19 protein-coding genes are annotated in these 21,568 nt (G+C 38.6%); 7 read left to right on the top strand and 12 right to left on the bottom strand.

Annotated features, from left to right (window positions below; all coding sequences use genetic code 11):
* Positions 1-16 precede the first annotated feature (16 nt).
* From FCR06_RS08390 to FCR06_RS08380, 3 genes are all read left to right on the top strand, one after another.
* The gene (locus FCR06_RS08390; protein WP_138498531.1) at positions 17-196 is read left to right on the top strand and encodes a hypothetical protein; all 180 of its coding nucleotides are present in this window, start codon (positions 17-19) and stop codon (positions 194-196) included.
* 79 nt (positions 197-275) lie between these two features.
* Entirely contained in the window at positions 276-455 is a 180-nt protein-coding gene (locus FCR06_RS08385) for a hypothetical protein (protein ID WP_138498529.1), read from the top strand.
* Positions 456-534: 79 nt separating this feature from the next.
* The gene (locus tag FCR06_RS08380) at positions 535-723 is read left to right on the top strand and encodes a hypothetical protein (RefSeq protein WP_138498527.1); all 189 of its coding nucleotides are present in this window, start codon (positions 535-537) and stop codon (positions 721-723) included.
* A 125-nt stretch (positions 724-848) separates the two neighbouring features.
* Here FCR06_RS08380 and FCR06_RS08375 read toward each other — a convergent pair whose 3' ends face one another.
* From FCR06_RS08375 to ppsA, 8 genes are all read right to left on the bottom strand, one after another.
* Positions 849-1,583, bottom strand: a complete 735-nt coding sequence (locus tag FCR06_RS08375) for a peptidylprolyl isomerase (RefSeq protein WP_138498525.1) — start codon at positions 1,581-1,583, stop codon at positions 849-851.
* Between the two features lie 81 nt (positions 1,584-1,664).
* Entirely contained in the window at positions 1,665-3,191 is a 1,527-nt protein-coding gene (locus tag FCR06_RS08370) for an HlyD family efflux transporter periplasmic adaptor subunit (RefSeq protein ID WP_138498523.1), read from the bottom strand.
* Positions 3,192-3,264: 73 nt separating this feature from the next.
* Positions 3,265-5,988, bottom strand: a complete 2,724-nt coding sequence (locus FCR06_RS08365; RefSeq protein WP_138498521.1) for a peptidase domain-containing ABC transporter — start codon at positions 5,986-5,988, stop codon at positions 3,265-3,267.
* Positions 5,885-6,604, bottom strand: a complete 720-nt coding sequence (locus FCR06_RS08360) for a helix-turn-helix domain-containing protein (RefSeq protein ID WP_138498519.1) — start codon at positions 6,602-6,604, stop codon at positions 5,885-5,887. Before FCR06_RS08360 ends, FCR06_RS08365 begins: the two co-directional genes overlap by 104 nt.
* Before the next feature lie 877 nt (positions 6,605-7,481).
* Positions 7,482-8,279, bottom strand: coding sequence for a DUF4058 family protein (locus FCR06_RS08355; protein ID WP_138498517.1), 798 nt, complete (start codon positions 8,277-8,279; stop codon positions 7,482-7,484).
* Positions 8,280-8,354: 75 nt separating this feature from the next.
* Positions 8,355-9,890 (bottom strand): dolichyl-phosphate-mannose--protein mannosyltransferase, encoded by a 1,536-nt coding sequence (locus FCR06_RS08350; RefSeq protein ID WP_138498515.1) that lies wholly within the window; start codon positions 9,888-9,890, stop codon positions 8,355-8,357.
* A 77-nt stretch (positions 9,891-9,967) separates the two neighbouring features.
* Positions 9,968-10,519 (bottom strand): GNAT family N-acetyltransferase, encoded by a 552-nt coding sequence (locus tag FCR06_RS08345; RefSeq protein WP_138498513.1) that lies wholly within the window; start codon positions 10,517-10,519, stop codon positions 9,968-9,970.
* Between the two features lie 82 nt (positions 10,520-10,601).
* A complete protein-coding gene (gene ppsA, locus FCR06_RS08340; RefSeq protein ID WP_138498511.1) occupies positions 10,602-13,061 on the bottom strand; it encodes a phosphoenolpyruvate synthase in 2,460 nt (819 codons plus the stop codon).
* 382 nt (positions 13,062-13,443) lie between these two features.
* Here ppsA and FCR06_RS08335 point away from each other — a divergent pair, with 382 nt between their 5' ends.
* The gene (locus tag FCR06_RS08335; protein ID WP_138498509.1) at positions 13,444-13,848 is read left to right on the top strand and encodes a hypothetical protein; all 405 of its coding nucleotides are present in this window, start codon (positions 13,444-13,446) and stop codon (positions 13,846-13,848) included.
* An 82-nt stretch (positions 13,849-13,930) separates the two neighbouring features.
* Positions 13,931-14,194 (top strand): hypothetical protein, encoded by a 264-nt coding sequence (locus FCR06_RS08330; RefSeq protein ID WP_189523353.1) that lies wholly within the window; start codon positions 13,931-13,933, stop codon positions 14,192-14,194.
* A 300-nt stretch (positions 14,195-14,494) separates the two neighbouring features.
* On the opposite strand, the gene FCR06_RS08325 is transcribed toward FCR06_RS08330, so the two are convergent.
* Complete coding sequence (locus FCR06_RS08325; RefSeq protein ID WP_138498506.1) at positions 14,495-16,258, bottom strand: tetratricopeptide repeat protein; 1,764 nt, start codon at positions 16,256-16,258, stop codon at positions 14,495-14,497.
* The gene (locus tag FCR06_RS08320; RefSeq protein WP_138498504.1) at positions 16,248-17,540 is read right to left on the bottom strand and encodes an ATP-binding protein; all 1,293 of its coding nucleotides are present in this window, start codon (positions 17,538-17,540) and stop codon (positions 16,248-16,250) included. Before FCR06_RS08320 ends, FCR06_RS08325 begins: the two co-directional genes overlap by 11 nt.
* A 470-nt stretch (positions 17,541-18,010) precedes the next feature.
* Here FCR06_RS08320 and FCR06_RS08315 point away from each other — a divergent pair, with 470 nt between their 5' ends.
* Complete coding sequence (locus tag FCR06_RS08315; protein WP_138498502.1) at positions 18,011-18,712, top strand: Uma2 family endonuclease; 702 nt, start codon at positions 18,011-18,013, stop codon at positions 18,710-18,712.
* Between the two features lie 96 nt (positions 18,713-18,808).
* Positions 18,809-18,952, top strand: a complete 144-nt coding sequence (locus tag FCR06_RS32460) for a hypothetical protein (protein ID WP_189523352.1) — start codon at positions 18,809-18,811, stop codon at positions 18,950-18,952.
* Between the two features lie 13 nt (positions 18,953-18,965).
* Here FCR06_RS32460 and FCR06_RS08310 read toward each other — a convergent pair whose 3' ends face one another.
* Together FCR06_RS08310 and FCR06_RS08305 are read right to left on the bottom strand one after the other, a co-directional pair.
* Positions 18,966-20,087 carry a glycosyltransferase family 4 protein gene (locus tag FCR06_RS08310; protein ID WP_138498500.1) on the bottom strand — a complete coding sequence of 374 codons (1,122 nt, stop codon included), beginning with the start codon at positions 20,085-20,087 and terminating at the stop codon, positions 18,966-18,968.
* Between the two features lie 34 nt (positions 20,088-20,121).
* On the bottom strand, positions 20,122-21,549 hold the full coding sequence (locus tag FCR06_RS08305) for an O-antigen ligase family protein (RefSeq protein ID WP_138498498.1): 1,428 nt from the start codon (positions 21,547-21,549) through the stop codon (positions 20,122-20,124).
* Positions 21,550-21,568: the final 19 nt, after the last annotated feature.

The following is a 21,568-nucleotide window of genomic DNA, read 5'->3' as shown; positions in this document are numbered from 1 at the left end:
TAGGAGTAAAGTTACTATGGCTAACATTGCAATTTCAAATCTACGTCCTGCTGGTGCTGATTTGTTCGATAGTTCTGAAAGCTTTATGAATGATTTAACTGATAGCGAACTGGATATGACTAAAGGTGGTTTGACTCCAGCAGTGTTTTTTGCTGGCGTTGCCGCTGGTATTGCTATTACCTACTTGCTGAAGTAGAAATCGATGATATAGATGTGAGGAGGAAATACAACTCCTCACAAAAACTCAAACAAATTAACTTAGGAGTAAAGTTACTATGGCTAACATTGCAATTTCAAATCTACGTCCTGCTGGTGCTGATTTGTTCGATRGTTCTGAAARCTTTATGAATGATTTAACTGATAGCGAACTGGATATGACTAAAGGTGGTTTGACTCCAGCAGTGTTTTTTGCTGGYGTTGCCGCTGGTATTGCTATTACCTACTTGCTGAAGTAAAAATCGATGATATAGATGTGAGGAGGAAATACAACTCCTCACAAAAACTCAAACAAATTAACTTAGGAGTAAAGTTACTATGGCTAACATTGCAATTTCAAATCTACGTCCTGCTGGCGCTGATTTGTTCGATGGTTCTGAAAGCTTTATGAATGATTTAACCGATAGCGAACTAGATATTACTAAGGGTGGTTTTACTCCAGCGTTTGTTCTTGGCTTTGCTGCTGGGGTTGCTGCTGGTGTTGCTATTAGCTACTTGCTAAAGTAAAAATTAATTGATTATTTTAAGAGTTTAAAGTCAAAATACCTACATCATAAAATTCAGATGCAGGTATTTTTTTAGCAGATAAAAATCATTTCGATAGTCAATTTGAGAGAGAAATAGCTATATATCTAAAAGGTTTGAATTACTTCAGATTTTTCAACCTGTTGTTTGAGCCACTCTATGAATAAATCTGAAATTATATTTGTGCGGAGTTTTTCGTTTAATTCTGGTTGAATTAGTTCCTCTACTAAAATCAAGTGTATGCCCTTAGATGTCACAATGGGTTTGAGAAGCTGTGGTGGCTTAGCTGCAAAAATAGCAGCAGAAATTTCCGGCTTCAAATCCTTACGGTGAACTAACCCCAGATATCCAGATTTTCGGCGTAACTCAATATCCTGGATGTATTTGTGAGCAACATCATAAAAACTCATCTCACCTTCCTGAATAGCGTAGAAAAGTTCTAGCGCCAAATCTTCATCATCTAAGACTGCCTCATACATAACTACGCCAGCAAATTCTAGCTGATGTTCAAAAAAATAAGGTTCAATTTTCTCTGAAAACAGATGTTGGCTTAATTTGCTCACAAGTATACCGTGATAGACCATTTCCTCAAAATCATCTAAGGATAAACCGTGTTTTTCTAACCACTTCCATGTCTCATCAGCACTGGTGAGTTTATTCATTACCCGTAATAAATCTGCTGCTTTTTGTAATTCTTCTGTCTCTACTTTAATGCCAGCTTCTTCAGCAGCAAATGTAATAACCTTGCGGTTAGCAATCTGTTCAACAAGCTCAGGAGTTTTACAGGATAGCTTGACTTGATTAAGAATATCTTCATTGGTAATAGTGATAGATTGTGACATAAGATTTTTCCTGAAATTAGCTAAACAAAATTAATGGGCGTGGGTGGTGAAATTGAAAAATGTAAAAGTAATGTAAAATCCTTACAATTTAACACCTCCCTGCTGCAACTTTTTAAACGGATCGAGTAGAAAATCAATAATTCGGCGCTGGCGCACAATCACCTCAGCTGTTGCTGTATCTCCAGGACGCAAGGGAATACATTTATTTGCAGACGGAATACAATTCTGTTTTAGAGAAATGTCTAAGTTATAAGCTGCCACTTTTCCATTAGGTGTATCTATTTCTGTAGTAGTAGGAGAAATTTTAATTAATTCACCTGATACAACTCCATAATCTTGAAATGGATATGCATCAAATTTTATTTTGACTGGTAATCCTGTCCGCAAAGAACCACTTTCTGTGGTTGCCATTTGCGCCCGAATAATTAAAGGTGAATTTAGAGATGCAATCTCCGCCACCATTGTCCCAGACTGCACAACAGAACCAGCTTTTTCAATGGGTAAATGAAATAGTGTTCCACTACTAGTAGCTCTGATTTCTCGTTGCCCTAATTGGAATCTTAATGATAAAATTTGCCTTTTATTTTGAGCAATTTCTGATTGTAATGAAGTAATGTCAGTTTCCAGGCTTTTTTGCTGCTCTGCAATTTTTAGCACAGCTAGCTGATTAGAACGAGTCAAAGTTTCATAACTTCTTTCTTGTTCTTTTAGTCGTAATTTAGCCTGTTCAATATCTGCATTAGTTTGGCGAATACTACGCTCGTAACTACTTTTTTGTTCTGCTAAAGTTAATTTTGCTTGTTCAATATCTGATTTACTTTGTTCATATATTTTTTGTTTTTCTTTAGCTATGTCTTCTTTTTCTACAACATTAATTTCTGGAACAACTCCTTCTTGTTTTAGCTTGCTATAGCGTTCAACTTCCCGCTGAGTACTTATCAAACTACTCTCAACTAACTTAGTAGTAGTTCGACTATGTTCCAGAGTTTGCCGTGCCTGATTAACTTGAGCTAATTTTTCATCTTTTTGTAATTCATAGGCATTCTTCAACGCATCCAAATTTTGGCGTGCTTGGTCGATTTGTGTCTGTTTTTCTAATTGTTGAGATTGATTTTGTTGCTGTTGAGTTGCTAAAGATACAAATAATTGATTTTTAGAAGCATTTAATTGAGCAAGTCTATTTAATTGTCCCTCTAATTTATCCTGCGCCTGCTGCAAATCTGATTTTACAAGTTCTGATTCTAGCACCAATAAAGTCTGCCCAGCCCTTACAGTATCACCTTCTTTAACTCTAATTTGGGCAACAGTTCCTCCTACAGCAGCATCAAGTTTAATTGTTTTTTCTTTAGGCTCGGTTCGCCCTCTTGCTGTACCAGTTTCATCGACCTTAGATAGCATTGTCCAAGGTAAAACTATAGAGACAAATATCATTAAAAAATATAGTAATCCTCTTGTCCAAACCTGGGGAAAGCTGTCAAGCGATTCCTTGGTAATTTCAGACCAATCATCAGTTGCTCTGAATGATGTTTGTGGAGCTAATATTTCTTGCTCAAATATTTCTGCTGGTACTGAGTTAGTCACTCGTCCATTCAATATAGTATCTGGCATAATTGTTCTCGATACAGATTTTAAAAGGTGGATAATCTATTAATAATTAATTATATTTTTTATATTTTTAAGCTTACGCTGCCACCTGTAGCTGCTGTTGATTGAGATAGAAATAATGTCCTCGTTTCGCCATCAATTCTTCATGATTTCCACTCTCAATTAAAACGCCTCTGTCTAGTACTAAAATTAAATCGGCATTTCGGATCGTTGAAAGACGATGGGCAATTACCAAAGTGGTTCTTCCCCGAAGAATTGTATTGAAATTTTGCTGAATAATCCTCTCTGATTCGGTGTCGAGATGGGAAGTTGCTTCATCTAAAACCAATAATTGAGGATTACCTAATAAAGCCCTGGCAATAGCTATCCTCTGTCTTTGTCCACCAGATAATAATCCTCCACCTTCACCAATTTGGGTTTCATACCCCATTGGTAATTTTTTAATAAATTCATCAGCACCTGCTAGTTTTGCTGCTTGGATTACCTCTTCTAAAGCAGCCCCAGGATGCCCTAAGCTAATATTATCTCGAATTGTGCCCCCAAATAAAAAGGTATCTTGGTCAACTACCCCTACTTGCTGGCGTAAGGAACTTAAGGAAATGCTGGTAATATCTTGTCCATCAATTAAAATTTTCCCATCTGTCGGAGGATACAACCCTAAAACCAACTTAGAAATGGTAGTTTTCCCAGAACCACTACGCCCCACCAGTGCCACCATTTGCCCCGGTCTTACTTCAAAGCTGAGATTTTCTAAGATATTCATCTCACTTTCTGGGTGATAACGAAAAGTAACTTTTTCAAAGCGAATATTACCTTGAATTTTTGGTAAATTTTGCCGTGGTTGGTGATGTAAATCTTCTTCTGGTTCGGCATCTAATACATCATTAATACGTTCCATCGCTATCACGACTTCTTGAAATTGATTCCACAATACAGTTAAGCGTTGAAAGGGCGTAATAATATTCCCTAGTAACATATTAAATGCCACTAGTTGTCCAATAGTTAATTGGTTATGTATTACTTGGTATGCACCGAACCAGAGCAAAGCTGTAGTAATTAGTGCTTGAATTGTGTTACTGAAAATTTGCAGCCAATTGCTAATAACTTGTCCAGAAAAATTAGTTTTTACTTCTTTATTTAATAATTCCTCCCAATGCCAACGCACTGTTTGTTCCACTGCTGTAGCTTTGACTGTCCGCACACCTGTTAGGGCTTCAATTAGATAACTACCTTCTTGAGAAACAGCATTAAATATTTCCCGAGAAATTTTTTGTAAAAAAGGTGTGGCAATCAATGCCAGTAAGGCAAAAGGCGGAATAATTAACAATACCAGTAACGCCATTTTCCAACTGTACCAAAACATTAATCCCACATAGATAAAGACGGTGAGTAAATCGAGCAGGATTGACAATGCTTCACCAGAAAGAAAGCGTTGAATTTTACGATTTTCTTGGACGCGAGAGATAATATCTCCCACGTAACGGGACTCAAAAAAACTCAAGGGCAGCCGTAGGGTATGGCGAATAAACCCTACAATTAGTGCCAAGTCGATCCGATTGGCTGTGTGGTCTAGGAGATATTGGCGCAAGCCTGTCATCGCTACTCGAAACAGGTTAAACATCAGCAACCCTATCCCTACCGCTGTTAAGGTCAGTTCCGATCGCTGCACCACCACCCGGTCTAAAATTAACTGGGTGAATAAGGGGGTCACAAGTCCAAATATCTGGATAAATACTGAGGCAATAAACACCTCCAGCATCACTAAAGCGTGAGGCTTCATCAACTCAAAGAATTGCCAAAAGGGTGTAGAACTCTCTGGAGTCTCTTTAAGCATGGCTGTCGGTTGCAGCAGCAATGCATAACCAGTCCAGTTAGCTTTAAATTCAGCGTGGCTGAGGGTGCGTTGACCGATCGCTGGGTCGGCTACAATCACATATTTAGGGGTAACCTCGTAGACAACAATGTAATGTTTGCCTTCCCAATGTGCAATGACTGGCAAGCTTTGTTTTGCCAATTGCTTCAAACCAGCTTTTACAGGTCGTGTGGCAAAGCCGAGACTTTCGGCTGCTGTCAATAGTCCCCGCAAAGATGCACCATTACGGTCTACATTGGCAATATCCCGCAAGCGATTGACACTAAAGCGTTTCCCCCAATAGCGAGACACCATTACTAAACAAGCTGCGCCGCAGTCTGATGCACTCTGTTGGGCAAAAAACGGATAGCGCCGCGTTACTCGTTGCCATAAATGCCCAACTTGCTGAGTGGGATTGGGAAAATAGGCTTTGCTTATCTTCTTCCCATACGGCAAATCCTCTGGTTGTGACAAAATATCTGTTTTATAAACTGTACTTGACTCAACTGTGTTCGCAGTAGAGTTAGCTAATTCCTCTTGGGGAGTCAGGGCTATTGCCCTAGCCCACAAATTTTCCCGAATTTGAGGATATTTAGCCATCAATGATGACAACACCTGACTCGGAATAAAGCATAGTTGCAAATTTACCGAAGCCCTAGCACTATAGGGCGGAAATTTTGCATCTGGGAACAAGGTAGATTCCCCAAACGATTGTCCCGTCTCTACAGTAGCGATTAACTCATCGGCACTATCAAGCAATCTTGCCTTGCCAGCGATCGCAATATGTATACCTGGTTCAGCATCAGTTGCTTGCCAAAACTTACCGACTTTGGGGTTACTTTCTTTAAATTGTGGAAAACATTGTTGATATTCCTCTGTTGGAATGGAATACCCCAGAATATTGTTGAGTTGTTGGAGGGACAACTGATTCGATAGATTGTGTACCATAAATCTCTGATTTGGCTAAGTTTGTGAAGTTAATAGGTAATAGTTCCGAATTATCTGGAATATTTGCTGATTTAAGGTCACTAATCAATATTTTGGAATTTTTAGCCTGTTCGTTACTATTTGCTTGAGAATTGTTAGCTTTTGGTCGTGTAGATAATCCCATCTGTTTGAGTAGTCGCTTGAGATGGCGATCGCTTACCTCAACTCCAAATTCTTTTGCCAGGTGTTTCCCTAACCAATTTGCTGTCCACCGCCGAAAAGAATAGCCATGATCGCGGGGACTACTATTAACTAATTCTTTTAAACGTTCCAAATACTCGTCATTCACTGCTTTGGGACGACCAATTGGACAATCTTGCCATTGATGCGCCATCCCCATCTTGGCTATGTGCGTCCAATGCCTTGCTGTTGCTGGACAACACCCTAAAATTTGACAAATCTGGGTTTGAGTTTTTCCCTCATCTGCCAACAACATGATTTCAATACGTTGTTGGTAAGACTCCGGTAAACTTTTCTCTAAATTTACTAACAGTAATTTTCGTTGGAATGATGTTAAATATTTACTGTTAGTTTCACTCGTATATTTTGTTTCAAGTTTCGTTTCACAGTCAGACATATATGTAAAATAAATCGGTTTGTAGACACACGAATACCTTATGCTTGATGCATATCTTGGCAGTCATCTCTAAAAATTAGTAGAAATAACTAGAAAATTGTGAAAGGTGATTCACTTCCTATATGTAATACTTATCACTGTTTTCTTTTTCTTTTATGCAAGAAAATTCAGATCATCCAGTGATATTTTTGACAACCAAGTTTGGTTGTTGCTTTTTGAAGTCTAGATTAAGCTACAAATCAGATTGATAAATTCCGAAAATGGCCGCTCAACTTTAATAAACTTTTTGTAAAGATAAATAAAATTCTGGTAAACAGAGAAAAAAGGAGTTGTGGCGGGATCGCTATTAGCACGGATAAAAATCCCTTTGAGAGCGGTTTTCAATCCAATGCTCAAACAGTCGCTTTTAATTTTCTTGAGAAATGACAGTTCCCCAGTTTTAAACTCAGAAAATTACCGCTTTTTTCTGCCTAATTATTTCAAAGCGCACCATACCGCTTGGTAATGAATACTTAAGTAGGTCAGTGTAAATATTTTATGGTTGAGATTGGGCAAGAGGCAGGAGACGGAATGCAGGAGGGGAGAGGGTTTAAGCCTATTTAATTTTTCTTAACATAGTTTTATTTTTTGACACCTTCTACTTAATAGCATTGTTAAGTAAATTGGCCAAAATATGCTGTAACAAACTTTCATCTCATAGTTATTCGCTTAATTACCCAAAACTCGATTTAAGCCTGTTTCTACATTGGTAATTTGAAATGCGATCGCCTATCAAATGACCGAGTATGCCAACACGTTATTAATCAATGTCTATAAAAACACAAAGAACAGCCTTTTCTTAACAAAGACACTGCACAAACATTAGTTACAGTGTAATTTAAATATGTAACAGCTTAGTCCTTAACCCTTTTTGGCGTAAAAGCGTATCAGACCATAGGGCATCTTCTGGTTTTAAAGCTGGTACTGGTTCTTGATTATAATCAATCGCTAAATAATATCTGGCACGATTATATATACTATTATATAAAGACTGCAAATCTAAAATTGGTTCTTCATCTTCTGACTGCAAAGGTAATGGAAATACAGGAATTGCTTCTCTGATACTAAAACCGTATAACTTAGCCTGAGGACGTGTAATACTTCTACTAACAATAATTTGATAATCTGTCACCGCAAATTCTCCTAAAACTAACATTGGTTTTCCACTTCTAAGAAAATCAATTTCAACCAAGTTAGAAAGACTAGCTAAGACTTGTTTGCGTTTGAGTTCATAGGCTTTTCTCCCTTCCCCAGAACGTTTATTTTTAGGAGATAAAACTTCGATGCAAGTAACTACAAAACCTGTAGAAACTTCTCTAATTTCTAAATAATTTTCTGTAATATGTTCTGGTAATGGTATCATAACTGTGACACCATCTGAAATTGATGTTTCGCTAATAGCTGCTGAATCTTGGTGAGATGATTGTTTAGTAAAAACGGAAACATCAGGTATCCCAACTAGTACAGAATCGGATTCATCACTTAAATAAGTACGTTGTTCAATTGCAACTCGATATTCTGGCGGAATATTTTCTTCAATACTATCTGCTATGGCTGTAATCAATCGATGATGCACTTCTGCCCAAAACACAGGATTTTCTAAATAAGGATTTATTCCGGGAAACGGAGAATTCATAGCTTTACTCTGGTGAATTAGGAATTGTGGAGTAATTTTCAAAAAAGTTACTATTTAGTAACTATTTTATGTGAGCTAAATCCAAGAGTTAAACCACATCCGCAATTTGTAATCGTGAGGGGAGAGGGGTAAACCTAAATAAACGGGCATCCAGAAAATAAAAGCTACTAAGATGATAAAGGTGATGGTGACGCCTAAAGCCCGGAGTTGTTGATAATAACTGCGAAGACACTGGTCAACAAACCAAGCGAGCGCTATAAATACAAATATCACTGCACACATATAATGGTAGATAAAAACGCATCTCGTTACCTTTATCCAAGGTAATAGATTAGCGGCATAATTTATCACTATATATAAAGCAATCCAAGTATCAACACCAACGGTTGCAGGTACAGAAAAACGCTTTTCCTTCACCCAAGCAATCACAACTTGCGACACCAACATTCCAACTAAAAACAACATGGCAGCCATACCAAACCACCATAAAAATGGATTGCCCATTGCATGAACATCATAAATAACTTGTCCAGCACCAGCAGGCAAAGGCGGCCCCATAACAGGTATTGGTTCGTTGATACTTTCGGCCGTTTGATAATAATATGCCATCGGTCGAGTCATCAAAGGCCATTTGTACCAAGCAGCACAATAAGGATGCACGTCCGAACTATTACCACCTAAATGCAAGTGAAACTTCAAAATTTGCTGATGTACTGCGATAAATCCATATCTTTTATCTAGTTGAAGGTGAGGAATCCAGATAATACTATAGATAAAAGCTGGAATTATTCCCAGAAAAAAGAACATCTGGAAAATATTTAATTGAGTTAGGTTTTGTAATGGTGTCCTGGATGGGGTAATGGGGAGATGGGAAGATAAGGGAGAATAAGTACTAACTCCTGAGTACTTATCCGCCTGTTCCTCTGTCTTCTTCAAAGAGGGGGATCTAAAAAGAAGTTTTGGGTTAGGGAAAGAATGCATTCCCTGAATTAACCATGCTGTTATCCAAATGAGATAAGCACCTAAAAGAAACCATAAACCATTCCATTTAGTAGCAACTGAGGCACCAAAATTAATACCAGCAAGAACTAACCAAAATGAACGTCGGCGATTTTGGTTATCCAATGCCAATAATAAAAACCACTGTCCTAATAAACCAAAGATAACAATATAAATATTACTTAAAGCATAGCGAGATTCAACAAGAAATATGCCATCACAAGCTGTGAACAAACCTGCAAGTAAAGCAAAGCTGTGACGATAACTTAATTGATAAGCGATCGCAGCCACAACTACAGGAACAAATGAGCCAGTCAGGGCATTGAACCAACGATAAGTCCAAGGCGATCGTAATGAACCTGTCAACCCATTTACCGTATCGTGCCAAAAAGGAATGTGACTGCCAATCCAAATGCCGATACCAATCATATATTGACTCAGCGGTGGATGAGCATTAAAAAATGGCGTATGCGTGAGATAATTATTACCAAATTTGGCAAAATAAACTTCATCAAATACCAGGGTGTTGAATCGCTCCAGTCCCCAAAACCGTAAGGCAAGTGAAAAGATAAATATACCCGCTATTCCAATTCGGAACCATTTTTTAGTCATTTGTCATTTGTCATTGGTCATTAGTTTATTTGTCATCTGTCATTTGTCATTGTCTCCCCATCTTCTCATCACCCCACTCACCACTCCCTACCTTCAGATGCATGTTGTTCAAATAGGAGCAATTCAATACCGTAATACTTCTTTGTCTGCCCTACTGGCTTCATACCTAGTCTTTGAGTTACACGGATTGAGGCATGATTTTCTGGCTTGACTACTGCATAAATTACTGGCAAATTCAAGACATTAAATCCGTAGTCGAGCATACCTCGTCCTGCTTCGGTTGCATACCCTTTACCCCAAGATACTCGCCCCAAGTGCCAGCAGACTTCATAATCTTGAGTGGGTAAGCCGTCTTTGTCGGGCAGTTGTTTGAGAAGAATAGTTCCGACAATTGTTGTGGTTTCCTTTTCGATAATTGCCCAAGATCCGGTACCATTGTTGCGTCGGTGCGATCGCTCTAGATTATCCACTAAACGTTGACGCTGTGACTCAATACTCGTCACACGAGAACCATTACCAAGAAAATAGGTAACCTCTGGGTCACTATAAATAGCAAACGCTTGTTTGGCATCGCGTTCGGGTATCCAAGTGCGAATTGTTAAGCGATCGGTTTCTAACAAGTTTGTCATCTTACCTTTGACTAAACAAAATTATTAGGGCATTCTTTAAGTTTCGGTGATAGCGGTCTTTAGCTGGCATAAAATTCTCGAATTATAAATTAGTGCCTTCAACTTTTGCCACTTCCACCATTGTCTTTAACACTGAATCTGGATTTAAACTAATAGAATCAATTCCTTGTTCAACTAAAAACTGAGCAAATTCTGGGTAATCGCTGGGTGCTTGTCCACAAATGCCGATTTTGCGATCGCATTTTTTTGCGGTTTCTATGGCCATTTTCACCATTCGCTTCACAGCTTCACTGCGTTCATCAAACAACCGTGCTACTAAGCCGGAATCTCTATCTAACCCGAGTGTTAATTGAGTTAGGTCATTGGAACCAATGGAAAAGCCATCAAATACCTCAGCAAACTCTTCACCCATAATTACATTGCTGGGCAATTCACACATCACATAAACCTGCAAGTCATTAACACCTTGCTTTAAACCATTCTTTGCCATTTCTGCTAACACTAACCGCCCTTCATCGGGAGTGCGACAAAAAGGTATCATTGGGATAACATTTGTCAAACCCATTTCTTCCCGCACCCGCTTCAAGGCATGACATTCTAAGGCAAAAGCTTCTCTGTAACCTTCATCATAGTAACGTGCCGCCCCCCGCCAACCGAGCATAGGGTTTTCTTCATTGGGTTCAAATTGTTGACCACCTAACAGATTTGCATATTCATTACTCTTAAAATCTGACATTCGCACAATCACTGGTTTTGGATAAAATGCTGCGGCAATTCTACCGACGCCTTGGGCTAATTTATCTACAAAATATTGAGATTTATCCTCATAAAGTGCGGTAAGTTTAGCAATTTTATTTTTCACAAATTCATCTTTTAACAAATCATAATGAATCAATGCCATTGGATGAACTTGGATTTGATTGGCAATAATAAACTCTGTCCGCGCTAAACCGACTCCATCGTTAGGAATTGCCGATAAACTTAATGCTTCTTGAGGATTACCCACATTCATTAAAATTTGCGTGCGGGTGCGGGGTAAATTCTCTAAGGCGACTTCTGCAACTTCAAAAGGTAATAAACCTGCGTAGACTTTTCCTTCTTCGCCTTCAGCACAAGAAATTGTGATTTCTTGACCGTTTTTCAAAACATCTGTAGCATTCCCAGTTCCCACGATCGCAGGTACACCCAATTCTCGCGCAATAATTGCGGCGTGGCATGTTCTACCACCAGAGTTGGTAACAATTGCACTGGCACGTTTCATAATTGGTTCCCAATCAGGGTCAGTTCTTTCTGTTACTAAAACTTCCCCTGGTTGAAACTGTTCGAGTTTATGAACATCTAAAATTAAACGTACTTTTCCTTGACTAATAGCTTCTCCAATGGCGCGTCCGGTGAGAAGAGGAACTAAGGATTCTGAAGATTTTTCCCCAGTCCCTAAGACTAACCGATAACTCCGCAGCACATTTCCGGTCTTCTGAGATTGCACAGTTTCAGGACGTGCTTGGACGATAAAAAGTTGGTCAGTTATTCCATCTTTTGCCCACTCGATATCCATTGGGGTGTAAATGCCGTGGACTTGGGAATAATGGTCTTCAATTAAACATGTCCAAGTTGCTAATTGTAAAATCTCTGCATCGCTGAGGGCGAATTTTCCTCTTTCTCTGAAAGGAACAGAGACATTTTTAGTAAATTTTGAGCCGTCATCATAAATCATTTTCAGTTCTTTGCTGCCCAATTTTTTATCGATAATTGGGCGAAAATCTGCTTTTAAAGTTGGTTTAAAAACATAATATTCATCTGGATTTACTGACCCTTGGACAACGTTTTCACCTAAACCGTAGGCGGCTGTAATCAGTGCTGCATCTTTAAAGCCGGTTTCTGTGTCAATGGAGAACATCACCCCAGAGGTTGCTAAGTCAGAACGCACCATTTTTTGGACGCCAACGGCAAGGGCAATGCTAAAGTGGTCAAATCCCTTGGTATGACGATAAGAAATGGCGCGATCGGTAAATAGGGAAGCAAAGCATTTATGACAAGCTGCTAAAACTCCTTCCACGCCGACAACATTGAGGTAAGTTTCCTGTTGTCCGGCAAAACTCGCATCGGGGAGGTCTTCAGCAGTGGCGCTAGAACGGACTGCAACATCTGTCTCTGCATTGTAGCGATCGCAAAGACTTTCATAAGCTGCGGCGATCGCTTTTCGCAATTCTACAGGAAATGGAGTATGGATTAATAGCGATCGCGCTTTTTTTCCCCGTTCTCGTAAGTTTTTTACATCCTCAACATCCAAGTCAGCAAATAATTCTCGTAGCTTTGCTTCTAATCCGGCTGATTGGATGAAATGACGGTAAGCATAAGCAGTGGTAGCAAATCCTGTCGGCACATTAATGCCTTTGGGTGTTAATTGTTGAATCATCTCTCCCAGTGATGCATTTTTTCCACCGACTAAGGGAATATCACTAATACCAACTTCATCAAACCAAAGGACAAGCGATCGCTCTTTGTCAGATTGAGATAAAGTGCTTGGAGATACTATCGTCATCTGTATTACCTCTTGAGTTGATATGTTATGAATGCCTAATTAGTAGTTTTATATCTTGCACCCGCCTAATCTCCCGCCAAGAAATAAATTTCACAGGCTTTTAGTCCAAGTCCACTCAATTGGACTGAGAAATATACTACTAACAGGGTTTAGTCCTTTTGAAAGGACTTTCGCCATTAGTTATAGGTTTCTAACCTATGGCGGTTTTTGCGACTGGTGTCAGCTTTCAGTAGGATATTTTTCCATATTCAATTTTAGATTTTGCCGCCAATCTTGTCAGAGTAGCGTGATTTTAGATTGTGCAATTAAATGCCAAGCTATAGTCCAAAAATAACAATTATTCGAGATAATGGCTGTATAGCAATCCTAGATACAATCGACAATGGCGCAATTAGAAAGACTCCTGCTGATGGCAGAAGACGAGCTAACTGAATACAGTACTGATGCTCGCAAAATGGAAAAACTACGCCGTAAAATAGGTTTATCAGTATCGGCAGCCGAACAGCGACAAGTTAAAGAAGCATTATTAGCGACAAATAAATCTAATATAATTACTCAAATTGTTGAAGAACAAAGACAAACAGCAGCCTTACCATTTTGGGGAATTGCTGGGTTAGGTTTATTGCTAGGAATTTCTTTAAATCAACCCATAGGCTTGTTAGCCGCTGTAGCTGGAACTGTATCAGCTTACAGAATTCAGAAATGGGGTTGGCAATTGCAAGCAAGGCGTTTATTGTTACAAACTTTGGAAGATATTGAAGCGCGGGTTGCTCAAGCCAATAAATGAGCCAATTTTGGATTTGAGATTTTATATCATGTCCGGTTGAATACTTAGGATATCTGTGAGGGTCAGCAATGGGTAATGGGTAATGGGTAAGAAAAACATAACTCTTCACCTCTTGACAATTACCTTTTTCGCTATTACCAAAAAGACCAACCATTTTGTAATATCCATGCTGCATCGGGAGAGCGATCGCTTACTACTACTTGTGGGGTGGACATCTTATCCGCCCAGACGGGTGAGGACACCCATCCCACAAGAAAATTTTTTACAACATCTTAGCCTTGCCACACCAGTAGGGTGCATTAGCGACAGTGTAACGCACCAGATCCTTACTACCCGAATTCAATAAACAACCGCTCGAATTCAATCAACGACTGCCCGAATTCAATCAACGAATGCCCGAATTCAATCAACGACTGCCCAATTTTTTATGTCTGGCCTCCATCGTAACTTTCAACCAGGCTTTTGCTACCACATCACCACGGCGTTGCTGAATTGAAGTATGAAATTTGAAAACTCAATATCTCAAACTCTTGCTCTGTGCGCCTCTGTTTTGGAAAGTTCCAAGCTGAGGTTTCCTTTGCTCAGACTTTCCACTGCGTATGTGCGTGAAATAAATTCATACCTGAATTAAGCAACGCCGTTATTTCTAACTCCTTTTTCTTTCCACCCCAATCTTTTCTAAATTCTCCCCCATCGCCACACACCGAACATGCTCAACCCCCCAGACTCGCTCACAAATTCCTAAAGCTTCCAAATAAAGTGATTCGGCTTCACTATAACGCCCCGTTGCCCGATAAATTTCCGCCAAATTGTTCAGACTTTCGGCAACATGAGGATGATTTTCTCCCAACAACAGCTTATCAAGTTCCAAGGCTTTGATAGATAAAGTTTCCGCTTCCTTGTAGCGTCCCTGTTCTTTATATAAATAACCCAAAGCATAGATAGTATCTGCTAAAAGTGGATGCGCCTTTTGTAATACACGTTGCTTCAATTCCAAAGATTGTAAAAACAAAGACTCCGCCTCATTGTAGCGTCCTTGAGCGCGGTAGATTAAACCTAAATTGTGCAAATCTGTTGCCACATCAGAATTTTCTTCTCCTAAAAATTGCTTATCTAATTCTATTGCTTGTTGGGACAAAGGCTCAGCTTCACTGTAGCGTCCTTGATGATAATAAAGTAGGGCTAAATTATTCAATATTAAAGCCAGAGAAGGATGATTTTCATCAAGCAAACTTTTGGCAAGTTCTAACGCTTGCAGATACAAAGGTTCTGCGCGATCATAACGTCCTTGTTCGTCATATAATAATGCCAAATTATTTAAACTAGCAACAACATCAGCATGATTTTCTCCCAATAAGCGTTTTCTCAATTCCAAAGCTTGTTGATAGAGAAGTTCTGCTTTATTATATTGTCCTGTAGATTTATAAATTCCTGCCAAATTATTCAGGCTAGTAGCAAAAGCAGGATGGTTTTCTCCTAACAAACATTTTATTAATTGCAAAGCTTGTTGATATAGTGGTTCTGCTTCAGTGTAGCGTCCTGTTACACGATATAATCCTGCTAAATTATTCAAGTTAGCAGCTAAATCTGTTTGTAAACCTAATTCATTTTGCAATTCAATCGCTTGACGCCAATACTTAATTGCTAATTCTTGTTCTTCTTGATAATTCTGAGACTCCCCACGTTCTAATCTGCTGCGGTAAATATCACCCAATCTTGAGTATAAAGTAGCCAAGCTGGGGTCTTTAGTTCCTCTTTGCTGTTGAATATTTTCAATTAGCCTTTGTAAATCTTGGATAGGTAAGGAAAAGTAGTTATTTTCATTAGTATCTGTGCTGGCTAATTCTGTGTCTCGAAAAACAAAGCGTATAGGTTCTAATTCTTTACCAGCAACAGCATTTGTCTTTTTAGATGTAAACCGAAATACACCGTTGCGCCAACTCCAAAAATCAGGAGCTTTTTTGATCAAATTGATTAAAATTTGATTAGTTACCCAAAGGACAATTGCAAAAGGAAAGTCGCGCAATCCTTCCCTAGTCCACTGTAAGTAACCAAAAAATTTTTCCTGTTCTGATTGTTCGTTTCCTAATCTAAGAAAATAAAGTTGTTCTGCACCCGTTACACTAATTACAGTTGGCTGACGCTGACGCAGATATTCTTGTTGTTCTACAAGTTGGTTGAGAGCAGCTTTCAAACTTGGTTCCGGACGTGCTAAAATCACTCGATATGCACGAAAATTAGGTTGAAGTTCGACCTCATACCGAGCAATAATTTCATCACGAAAGTTAGGATCGTCGCAAACTGCAATTAGTAAATTTAATCCCTGCGTTTGAGCTTCAATAGAAACAATTAAATCATCATACGCATCTTGATTTTCTCCTTCATCATCTAAAAAATCTTCATCGAACATCAATAGCTCCCTGTCTGCTCAAACTTTCTATAATAATTGGATGAACATCGTACCATGTTTCTTCAGTGCGATATTCTAGAACATATAAACCATGTAGCAAATCTAAAAACTCAGCTTGTTTGGGATCGTTGGGCATAAATTGCTCATAAACACTTTGCAAGATGTCTATATCAACTTTTCCTAAACGTATCGAAAAATCATTACGAATTTTATTGATAGCTTGGGTGAGAATTGCATCATTAATAACAACTTCAGCAGTAGGATTTCGGCGAATCATCCGCAAACAAATACGGCAACATTCTTTAGAAATGCGAATTAACTCTCGCAATACACCGCCACTAGAAATCACAATTTTTTCAGCAGTTTGTGGTAAGATTAATTCTACAGGAATTCGCTTGCATAAAACTTCACCGAGAATCTTTGTCGCTTCTGGACGCGGTTGAGCATTAGGAAAGCGATTTTTCCCTTTTTCAAATATTTTGAGAACAGGCATTGCTACAATTTGGTCATTAGTTTCTGTAGTAAGTATTGTACTAATAAATGTTTCCCGAAGGACTGCAATCGGGATAGTGTAAATAATCCGAAAATTCGGTTGGCAAAGAGCTTTAATGTTATCCTTATAAATTTCGTTGACTCTGCTTAAATCGAGTTTATCTAAATCATCGATAATAACTAAAATATCTTGTTGAGTAGCAACTTGAATCAAAGCAGCAATTTCGTTAATTCTGGCGACTAAATCTGATATTTGGCGTTCAAACTCTTGCTTGATTTCATCCCTAACGGTAGCATCAGCTTTTAATTTAGAGCTAATCAACTTAAGAAGGTTAAAACCTATCTCTGTTTCAGCGTGCCAATTGTATTCTTCAGTGCGAGTGCGAGTAGCAAACCATTTATAAAGAGCTTCTTTAGTACTTTGAGGAATATCAACTCGGCGTGCTTCTGCCTCTAACATTAAATTAACTGCAATAGCAAACAGAATATTAATATGATTAACTGCTGACATTTCGATTTTATCAGCAATAGAAAATAGAACTACAAAATACTTATTTTGAATTTGTCTACTAAACTCAGCTAACAAAGTTGACTTACCACAACCACGATGTCCTGTAAAGACAATTTTACTATCTCCATTGGGACTGTCTTCAACTAATTGGTTGAGGTCTGCTATTAAATCATCACCATATTCGACTCTAAATCTTTCCATTTCGTTCCGTTCCATTAACGGAAACAGTTCGAGATTGCTGTATGCCGACTGAAAGGAAATTAATAAGTCTTTAGACATTGGATAGTGCCATCAAAAAGCTAACTATTCATATAATGCCTCATACTTTTTGTAGTAAAAGCTTAGCTGATGTCTAGAACAGAGTACGCTTATCAAAACTCTAAAGTTTCATTAATAAATGACTACTAAGTAAGTAATTGATTATGTTTTAAAAATAAATGCTCTCTTTCCTAAATGCTAACGAAAAATAGGTAATAAATGTGAATAATAAATAATATTGAATGATAAATCATACATAGATTAATTAAAATTTTTACTAAAAGATACATATCAAATAGTAAAAGTTACTTAACTGAAAAAGAAAATAAAATTTTCAATTATAAAAATAAATTTTTAATATACTTCACCTGACTAGGGCGAAATGTCACTTATTTTAAGGCATTTTTAAGTAAATAGACGATGCTAGAGGACGATATCAGTTACAACACTGCTAAAATAAATCCATAACTAATTGATGCTCTATTCATTCTATGACCATAGCTGAAGAATTAGATGCTCAAGAAGGCATCCGTAGTGATGTAATTTTTCCCCCTGGTGATTTATATAGTGATGAGCCTCCCTTGGAAACTGAACTACATTTACGGCAAATAATTTTACTTTTGACATGTCTAGAATGGCTGTGGCGAGATAGAAATGATTTCTATACAGCTGGAAATTTGACTATCTACTACAGTCCCCGCCAACTCAAATCAGAATACTTTCGAGGGCCAGATTTTTTTGTAGTGTTGGGATGCGATCGCAAAACCCGTAAAAGTTGGGTAGTCTGGGAAGAAGATGGCAAATATCCAAATTTAATTCTAGAAATTTTGTCAGATTCAACGGCGAAGACAGACAGAGGTTTAAAAAAAGAAATTTATCAAGATACTTTCCGCACTTTAGATTATTTTTGGTTCGACCCATATACATTAGAATTTGCCGGATTTCATTTAGTAGATGGAAAATATCAACCTTTACAACTAAATGAGCAAGGATATTTGTGGAGTCAACAGTTAGAATTATATTTAGGAATTCATCAGGGACTATTGCGGTTTTTTACACCAGATGGTCAACTAGTACCAACACCTGAAGAAACAGCAGAACAGGCAGAAAAAAGATTAGAACAAGCAGAACAAAAAGCACAACGTTTGGCAGCAAAATTGCGAGAGTTAAATATTGACCCAGATACAATTTAGACTACTACGATCGCATGATATTTCATACGTTGGATAATCAACGAGTTAAATAGTTTGGTTTTCACATCTTTATGTAAGAAAAAGGCAAACAGATAAATGAAATACCGCAGGCATCACAACAACAAGGGGGAACGGCAAATTCGTTCCCACAAAACTTTAGAGCAAGTGCAGTATATAGCTCAACGCTTAGAAATTCCCTTTACTTTTTTAAAATTGCCTAAAAGGCGCGACAAGAATTGATGCTATTTTATATTTATGAAACGCTTGGTATTACAGAGCGAACGGCGTTGATAAAATTTTGAGCATAACTGTGGGTTGAAAAATCGAGGGCGCGTTGTCGTGCAGCGACTCCAGCACTTTGGGCGAATTCTTGCTCATCAAGATAGCGGAGAATAGCGATCGCTAATTTATCTGCATTGCCGTAAGGTGTTAATAGTCCATTCATTCCATCTGTAATAATCTCAGTTGGCCCGCCTGCATCGCCAGCAATCACAGGTTTTCCCAATGCCATCGCTTCAATAATCACAATGCCAAACGGTTCTTTATCGGATGCATGAACGAATACATCCATCGCCTGCACCCACTCTGGAATATTGCGCTGTAACCCAGCCATAATTACTTGCTCTTTCAAACCTAAAGCGGCGATTTCTGCTTTTAAAAAGTCTTCATAATCCGGTTCAAAATCGTGCTTACCACCAACTATTACACAATGGGCATCGGGATACTGCTGTAAAATTTTGGGCATTGCTTGTACTAATACGTGCATTCCCTTCCATCGTTGCAATCGTCCAACAATTCCAATTAACGGTCCGTGCAAAGGTAAACCTAACTTTCGGCGTGCTTCTTGAGGAGAAGGTAAAGCATTAGGTTCAAATCGCTCTAGTGCTACACCAGGATAGACTAAGGGTGTTGGTCTGTGGGGCCAAATCTGCGCTTGTGCTTGCTTGCCATCTTCAGATAAAGTAATAATTGCCCGCGCTGGGATTAAAGTAGCAAGTCGCACCAACCAAGTTTTATCACTAGGCACTTCTAGCTGATACCACACAGCAGGTAACCCCGCCAACATTGCCGCCAGACCTCCAGATATATGCGTTATCCACATCCAATTAACGATTATATCTGCATGTTCCTGGCGAGCGATCGCAGCTATCTGCAAAACAGCAGCAAAAAAACGGTGAATTTGTCGTAAACGTCCAATTTCCACAACTTGTGCATCAATGCCAAGGGACTTTACTTGTTTTACCATCGGGCCGTTTTCTAAAAATATCACTAGCCACTCTACACCAGCATTACGTCCCTGTTGCATCAAATCCCAGAGCATCATTTCACCGCCGCCTCGTTGTTCGGCTAGTGGCATTACAATAATTACTTTCATAATTTTAATCTGTTTATTAAAAGTATTTTTTCTCTTACTTTTGTTGATGAAGATAATATTTATGTCCTGCCATAGCCATAGCTAAAAATCCCCAAAGAATCATACCTGCTACACTCAACATGCCACTACCGATAACTAGTTGTGTAGCAGAGCTAATACCAATGGCACGGGCAGCACTGATAAAACTATCAAAACGACCTTCATTATATTTGCTAACATTAATAATTAACAAGATTAATCCACCCATATAAAAGATGGCTCCAAACCAACCCAGGGTAAAAAACATATCTAAAATGCCACTATCAATTACCACTACTTCGATTTGACCGGTTTTTTCGTTAACTTTCCAAATATTTCCTAATCCATTACCTAAAGCATTAGAAAGAGCTAAACTGAGATTTTTGTCATAACTTTGGGATCTATCTTTAAAACTGTTATCTTCTTGCAAATTAGAAAAAGTTTGCAGCCGATCTGACACAACATGAGAAATTGGCTCAATGGTTGTCAATGGTATAACACAAATTGCCATCACCACAATTATGGTTATTAAGCGCATCTGAATTCGCGTCTTGACTGAACCCATAATCATAAGGATTCCTAATAACCATCCCCCCCAATTAGTACGGGCTTGTGTTAACAAAAATGATAGGTAACCAACAGCTGAAGCCGGAAAAATTAAACTTCCGGAACTGGTAAATAACAACAACAACCCAGCTTGCATGACGGAACCAAAAGGGCCGACTGAATGCAACGTACTCCAAACGCGCATCCCAAAAGGCACAGGGTTTCCAGAACTCATGAATTGTTTTGATTGTATCAGCCAGTATCTATCCCACTCAGGAGCAACAACAAATTGATATACACCATAAGCTCCTAAAATTAACACACACCACAGAAATGTTCGCTGAAGATTTTGGCGATAGCTGGGATAATCTCGCCAGTTAATAAATAAATGAAAAGCAAAAATCACCGGGCCTAACCAATCCAATAAACCACGTGCTACGGGGATTGGTGCGTTGTAAATTAAACCTACTAAAAAGCCGTAGAAGACTCCGATAAAAGCCAAAACAAACGGTAAACCCCCCTGACGAGAAGCGCTTTTAAAACGTCGGAAAAAAGTTGCTATGGTAACAAACACCACTAAATATGGTGCAATCAGCATTTGACGGGTAGGGTCCCACCCCACCCGATAATCAACTAAGCGGGTAGCTAAAGGTGTGAGAAAGCATATCCACCAAGTAAAGCCGATGTAGAGAATCGGATGACGCAAGTATAAAAACACAGCTACTATTAAAGCTGTCACCGGAAAAATCGAGCGCAATGCAGCAGTAGCACCAGCAAAATAACAAACTACAGTTAATAAGATAAATCCGGCGATCGCCATCCAACCCTGTAGCGATCGCTCTTCGGGAGAATAGGTTTCTTGTGAAAAACTATTAAAAAGTATCTGCTTAGAAATCATTCAATATCAATTACGAATT

Source organism: Nostoc sp. PA-18-2419, from assembly GCF_005869855.1.
Classification (GTDB): Bacteria; Cyanobacteriota; Cyanobacteriia; order Cyanobacteriales; family Nostocaceae; genus Nostoc.
The sequence above is the reverse complement of the archived record's forward strand: the minus strand, read 5'-3'. Positions and strand labels throughout refer to the sequence as shown.

What these genes read in the sequence shown, in the direction of transcription:
- FCR06_RS08345 (WP_138498513.1), bottom strand. Translation starts at nt 10,519, where the DNA reads ATGACAAACTTGTTAGAAACCGATCGCTTAACAATTCGCACTTGGATA.
- FCR06_RS08375 (WP_138498525.1), bottom strand. Translation starts at nt 1,583, where the DNA reads ATGTCACAATCTATCACTATTACCAATGAAGATATTCTTAATCAAGTC.
- FCR06_RS08315 (WP_138498502.1), top strand. Translation starts at nt 18,011, where the DNA reads ATGACCATAGCTGAAGAATTAGATGCTCAAGAAGGCATCCGTAGTGAT.
- FCR06_RS08310 (WP_138498500.1), bottom strand. Translation starts at nt 20,087, where the DNA reads ATGAAAGTAATTATTGTAATGCCACTAGCCGAACAACGAGGCGGCGGT.
- FCR06_RS08370 (WP_138498523.1), bottom strand. Translation starts at nt 3,191, where the DNA reads ATGCCAGATACTATATTGAATGGACGAGTGACTAACTCAGTACCAGCA.
- FCR06_RS08380 (WP_138498527.1), top strand. Translation starts at nt 535, where the DNA reads ATGGCTAACATTGCAATTTCAAATCTACGTCCTGCTGGCGCTGATTTG.
- FCR06_RS08305 (WP_138498498.1), bottom strand. Translation starts at nt 21,549, where the DNA reads ATGATTTCTAAGCAGATACTTTTTAATAGTTTTTCACAAGAAACCTAT.
- FCR06_RS08330 (WP_189523353.1), top strand. Translation starts at nt 13,931, where the DNA reads ATGGGTAAGAAAAACATAACTCTTCACCTCTTGACAATTACCTTTTTC.
- FCR06_RS08355 (WP_138498517.1), bottom strand. Translation starts at nt 8,279, where the DNA reads ATGAATTCTCCGTTTCCCGGAATAAATCCTTATTTAGAAAATCCTGTG.
- FCR06_RS08360 (WP_138498519.1), bottom strand. Translation starts at nt 6,604, where the DNA reads ATGTCTGACTGTGAAACGAAACTTGAAACAAAATATACGAGTGAAACT.
- FCR06_RS08350 (WP_138498515.1), bottom strand. Translation starts at nt 9,890, where the DNA reads ATGACTAAAAAATGGTTCCGAATTGGAATAGCGGGTATATTTATCTTT.
- FCR06_RS08335 (WP_138498509.1), top strand. Translation starts at nt 13,444, where the DNA reads ATGGCGCAATTAGAAAGACTCCTGCTGATGGCAGAAGACGAGCTAACT.
- FCR06_RS08390 (WP_138498531.1), top strand. Translation starts at nt 17, where the DNA reads ATGGCTAACATTGCAATTTCAAATCTACGTCCTGCTGGTGCTGATTTG.
- ppsA (WP_138498511.1), bottom strand. Translation starts at nt 13,061, where the DNA reads ATGACGATAGTATCTCCAAGCACTTTATCTCAATCTGACAAAGAGCGA.
- FCR06_RS32460 (WP_189523352.1), top strand. Translation starts at nt 18,809, where the DNA reads ATGAAATACCGCAGGCATCACAACAACAAGGGGGAACGGCAAATTCGT.
- FCR06_RS08365 (WP_138498521.1), bottom strand. Translation starts at nt 5,988, where the DNA reads ATGGTACACAATCTATCGAATCAGTTGTCCCTCCAACAACTCAACAAT.
- FCR06_RS08325 (WP_138498506.1), bottom strand. Translation starts at nt 16,258, where the DNA reads ATGTTCGATGAAGATTTTTTAGATGATGAAGGAGAAAATCAAGATGCG.
- FCR06_RS08320 (WP_138498504.1), bottom strand. Translation starts at nt 17,540, where the DNA reads ATGTCTAAAGACTTATTAATTTCCTTTCAGTCGGCATACAGCAATCTC.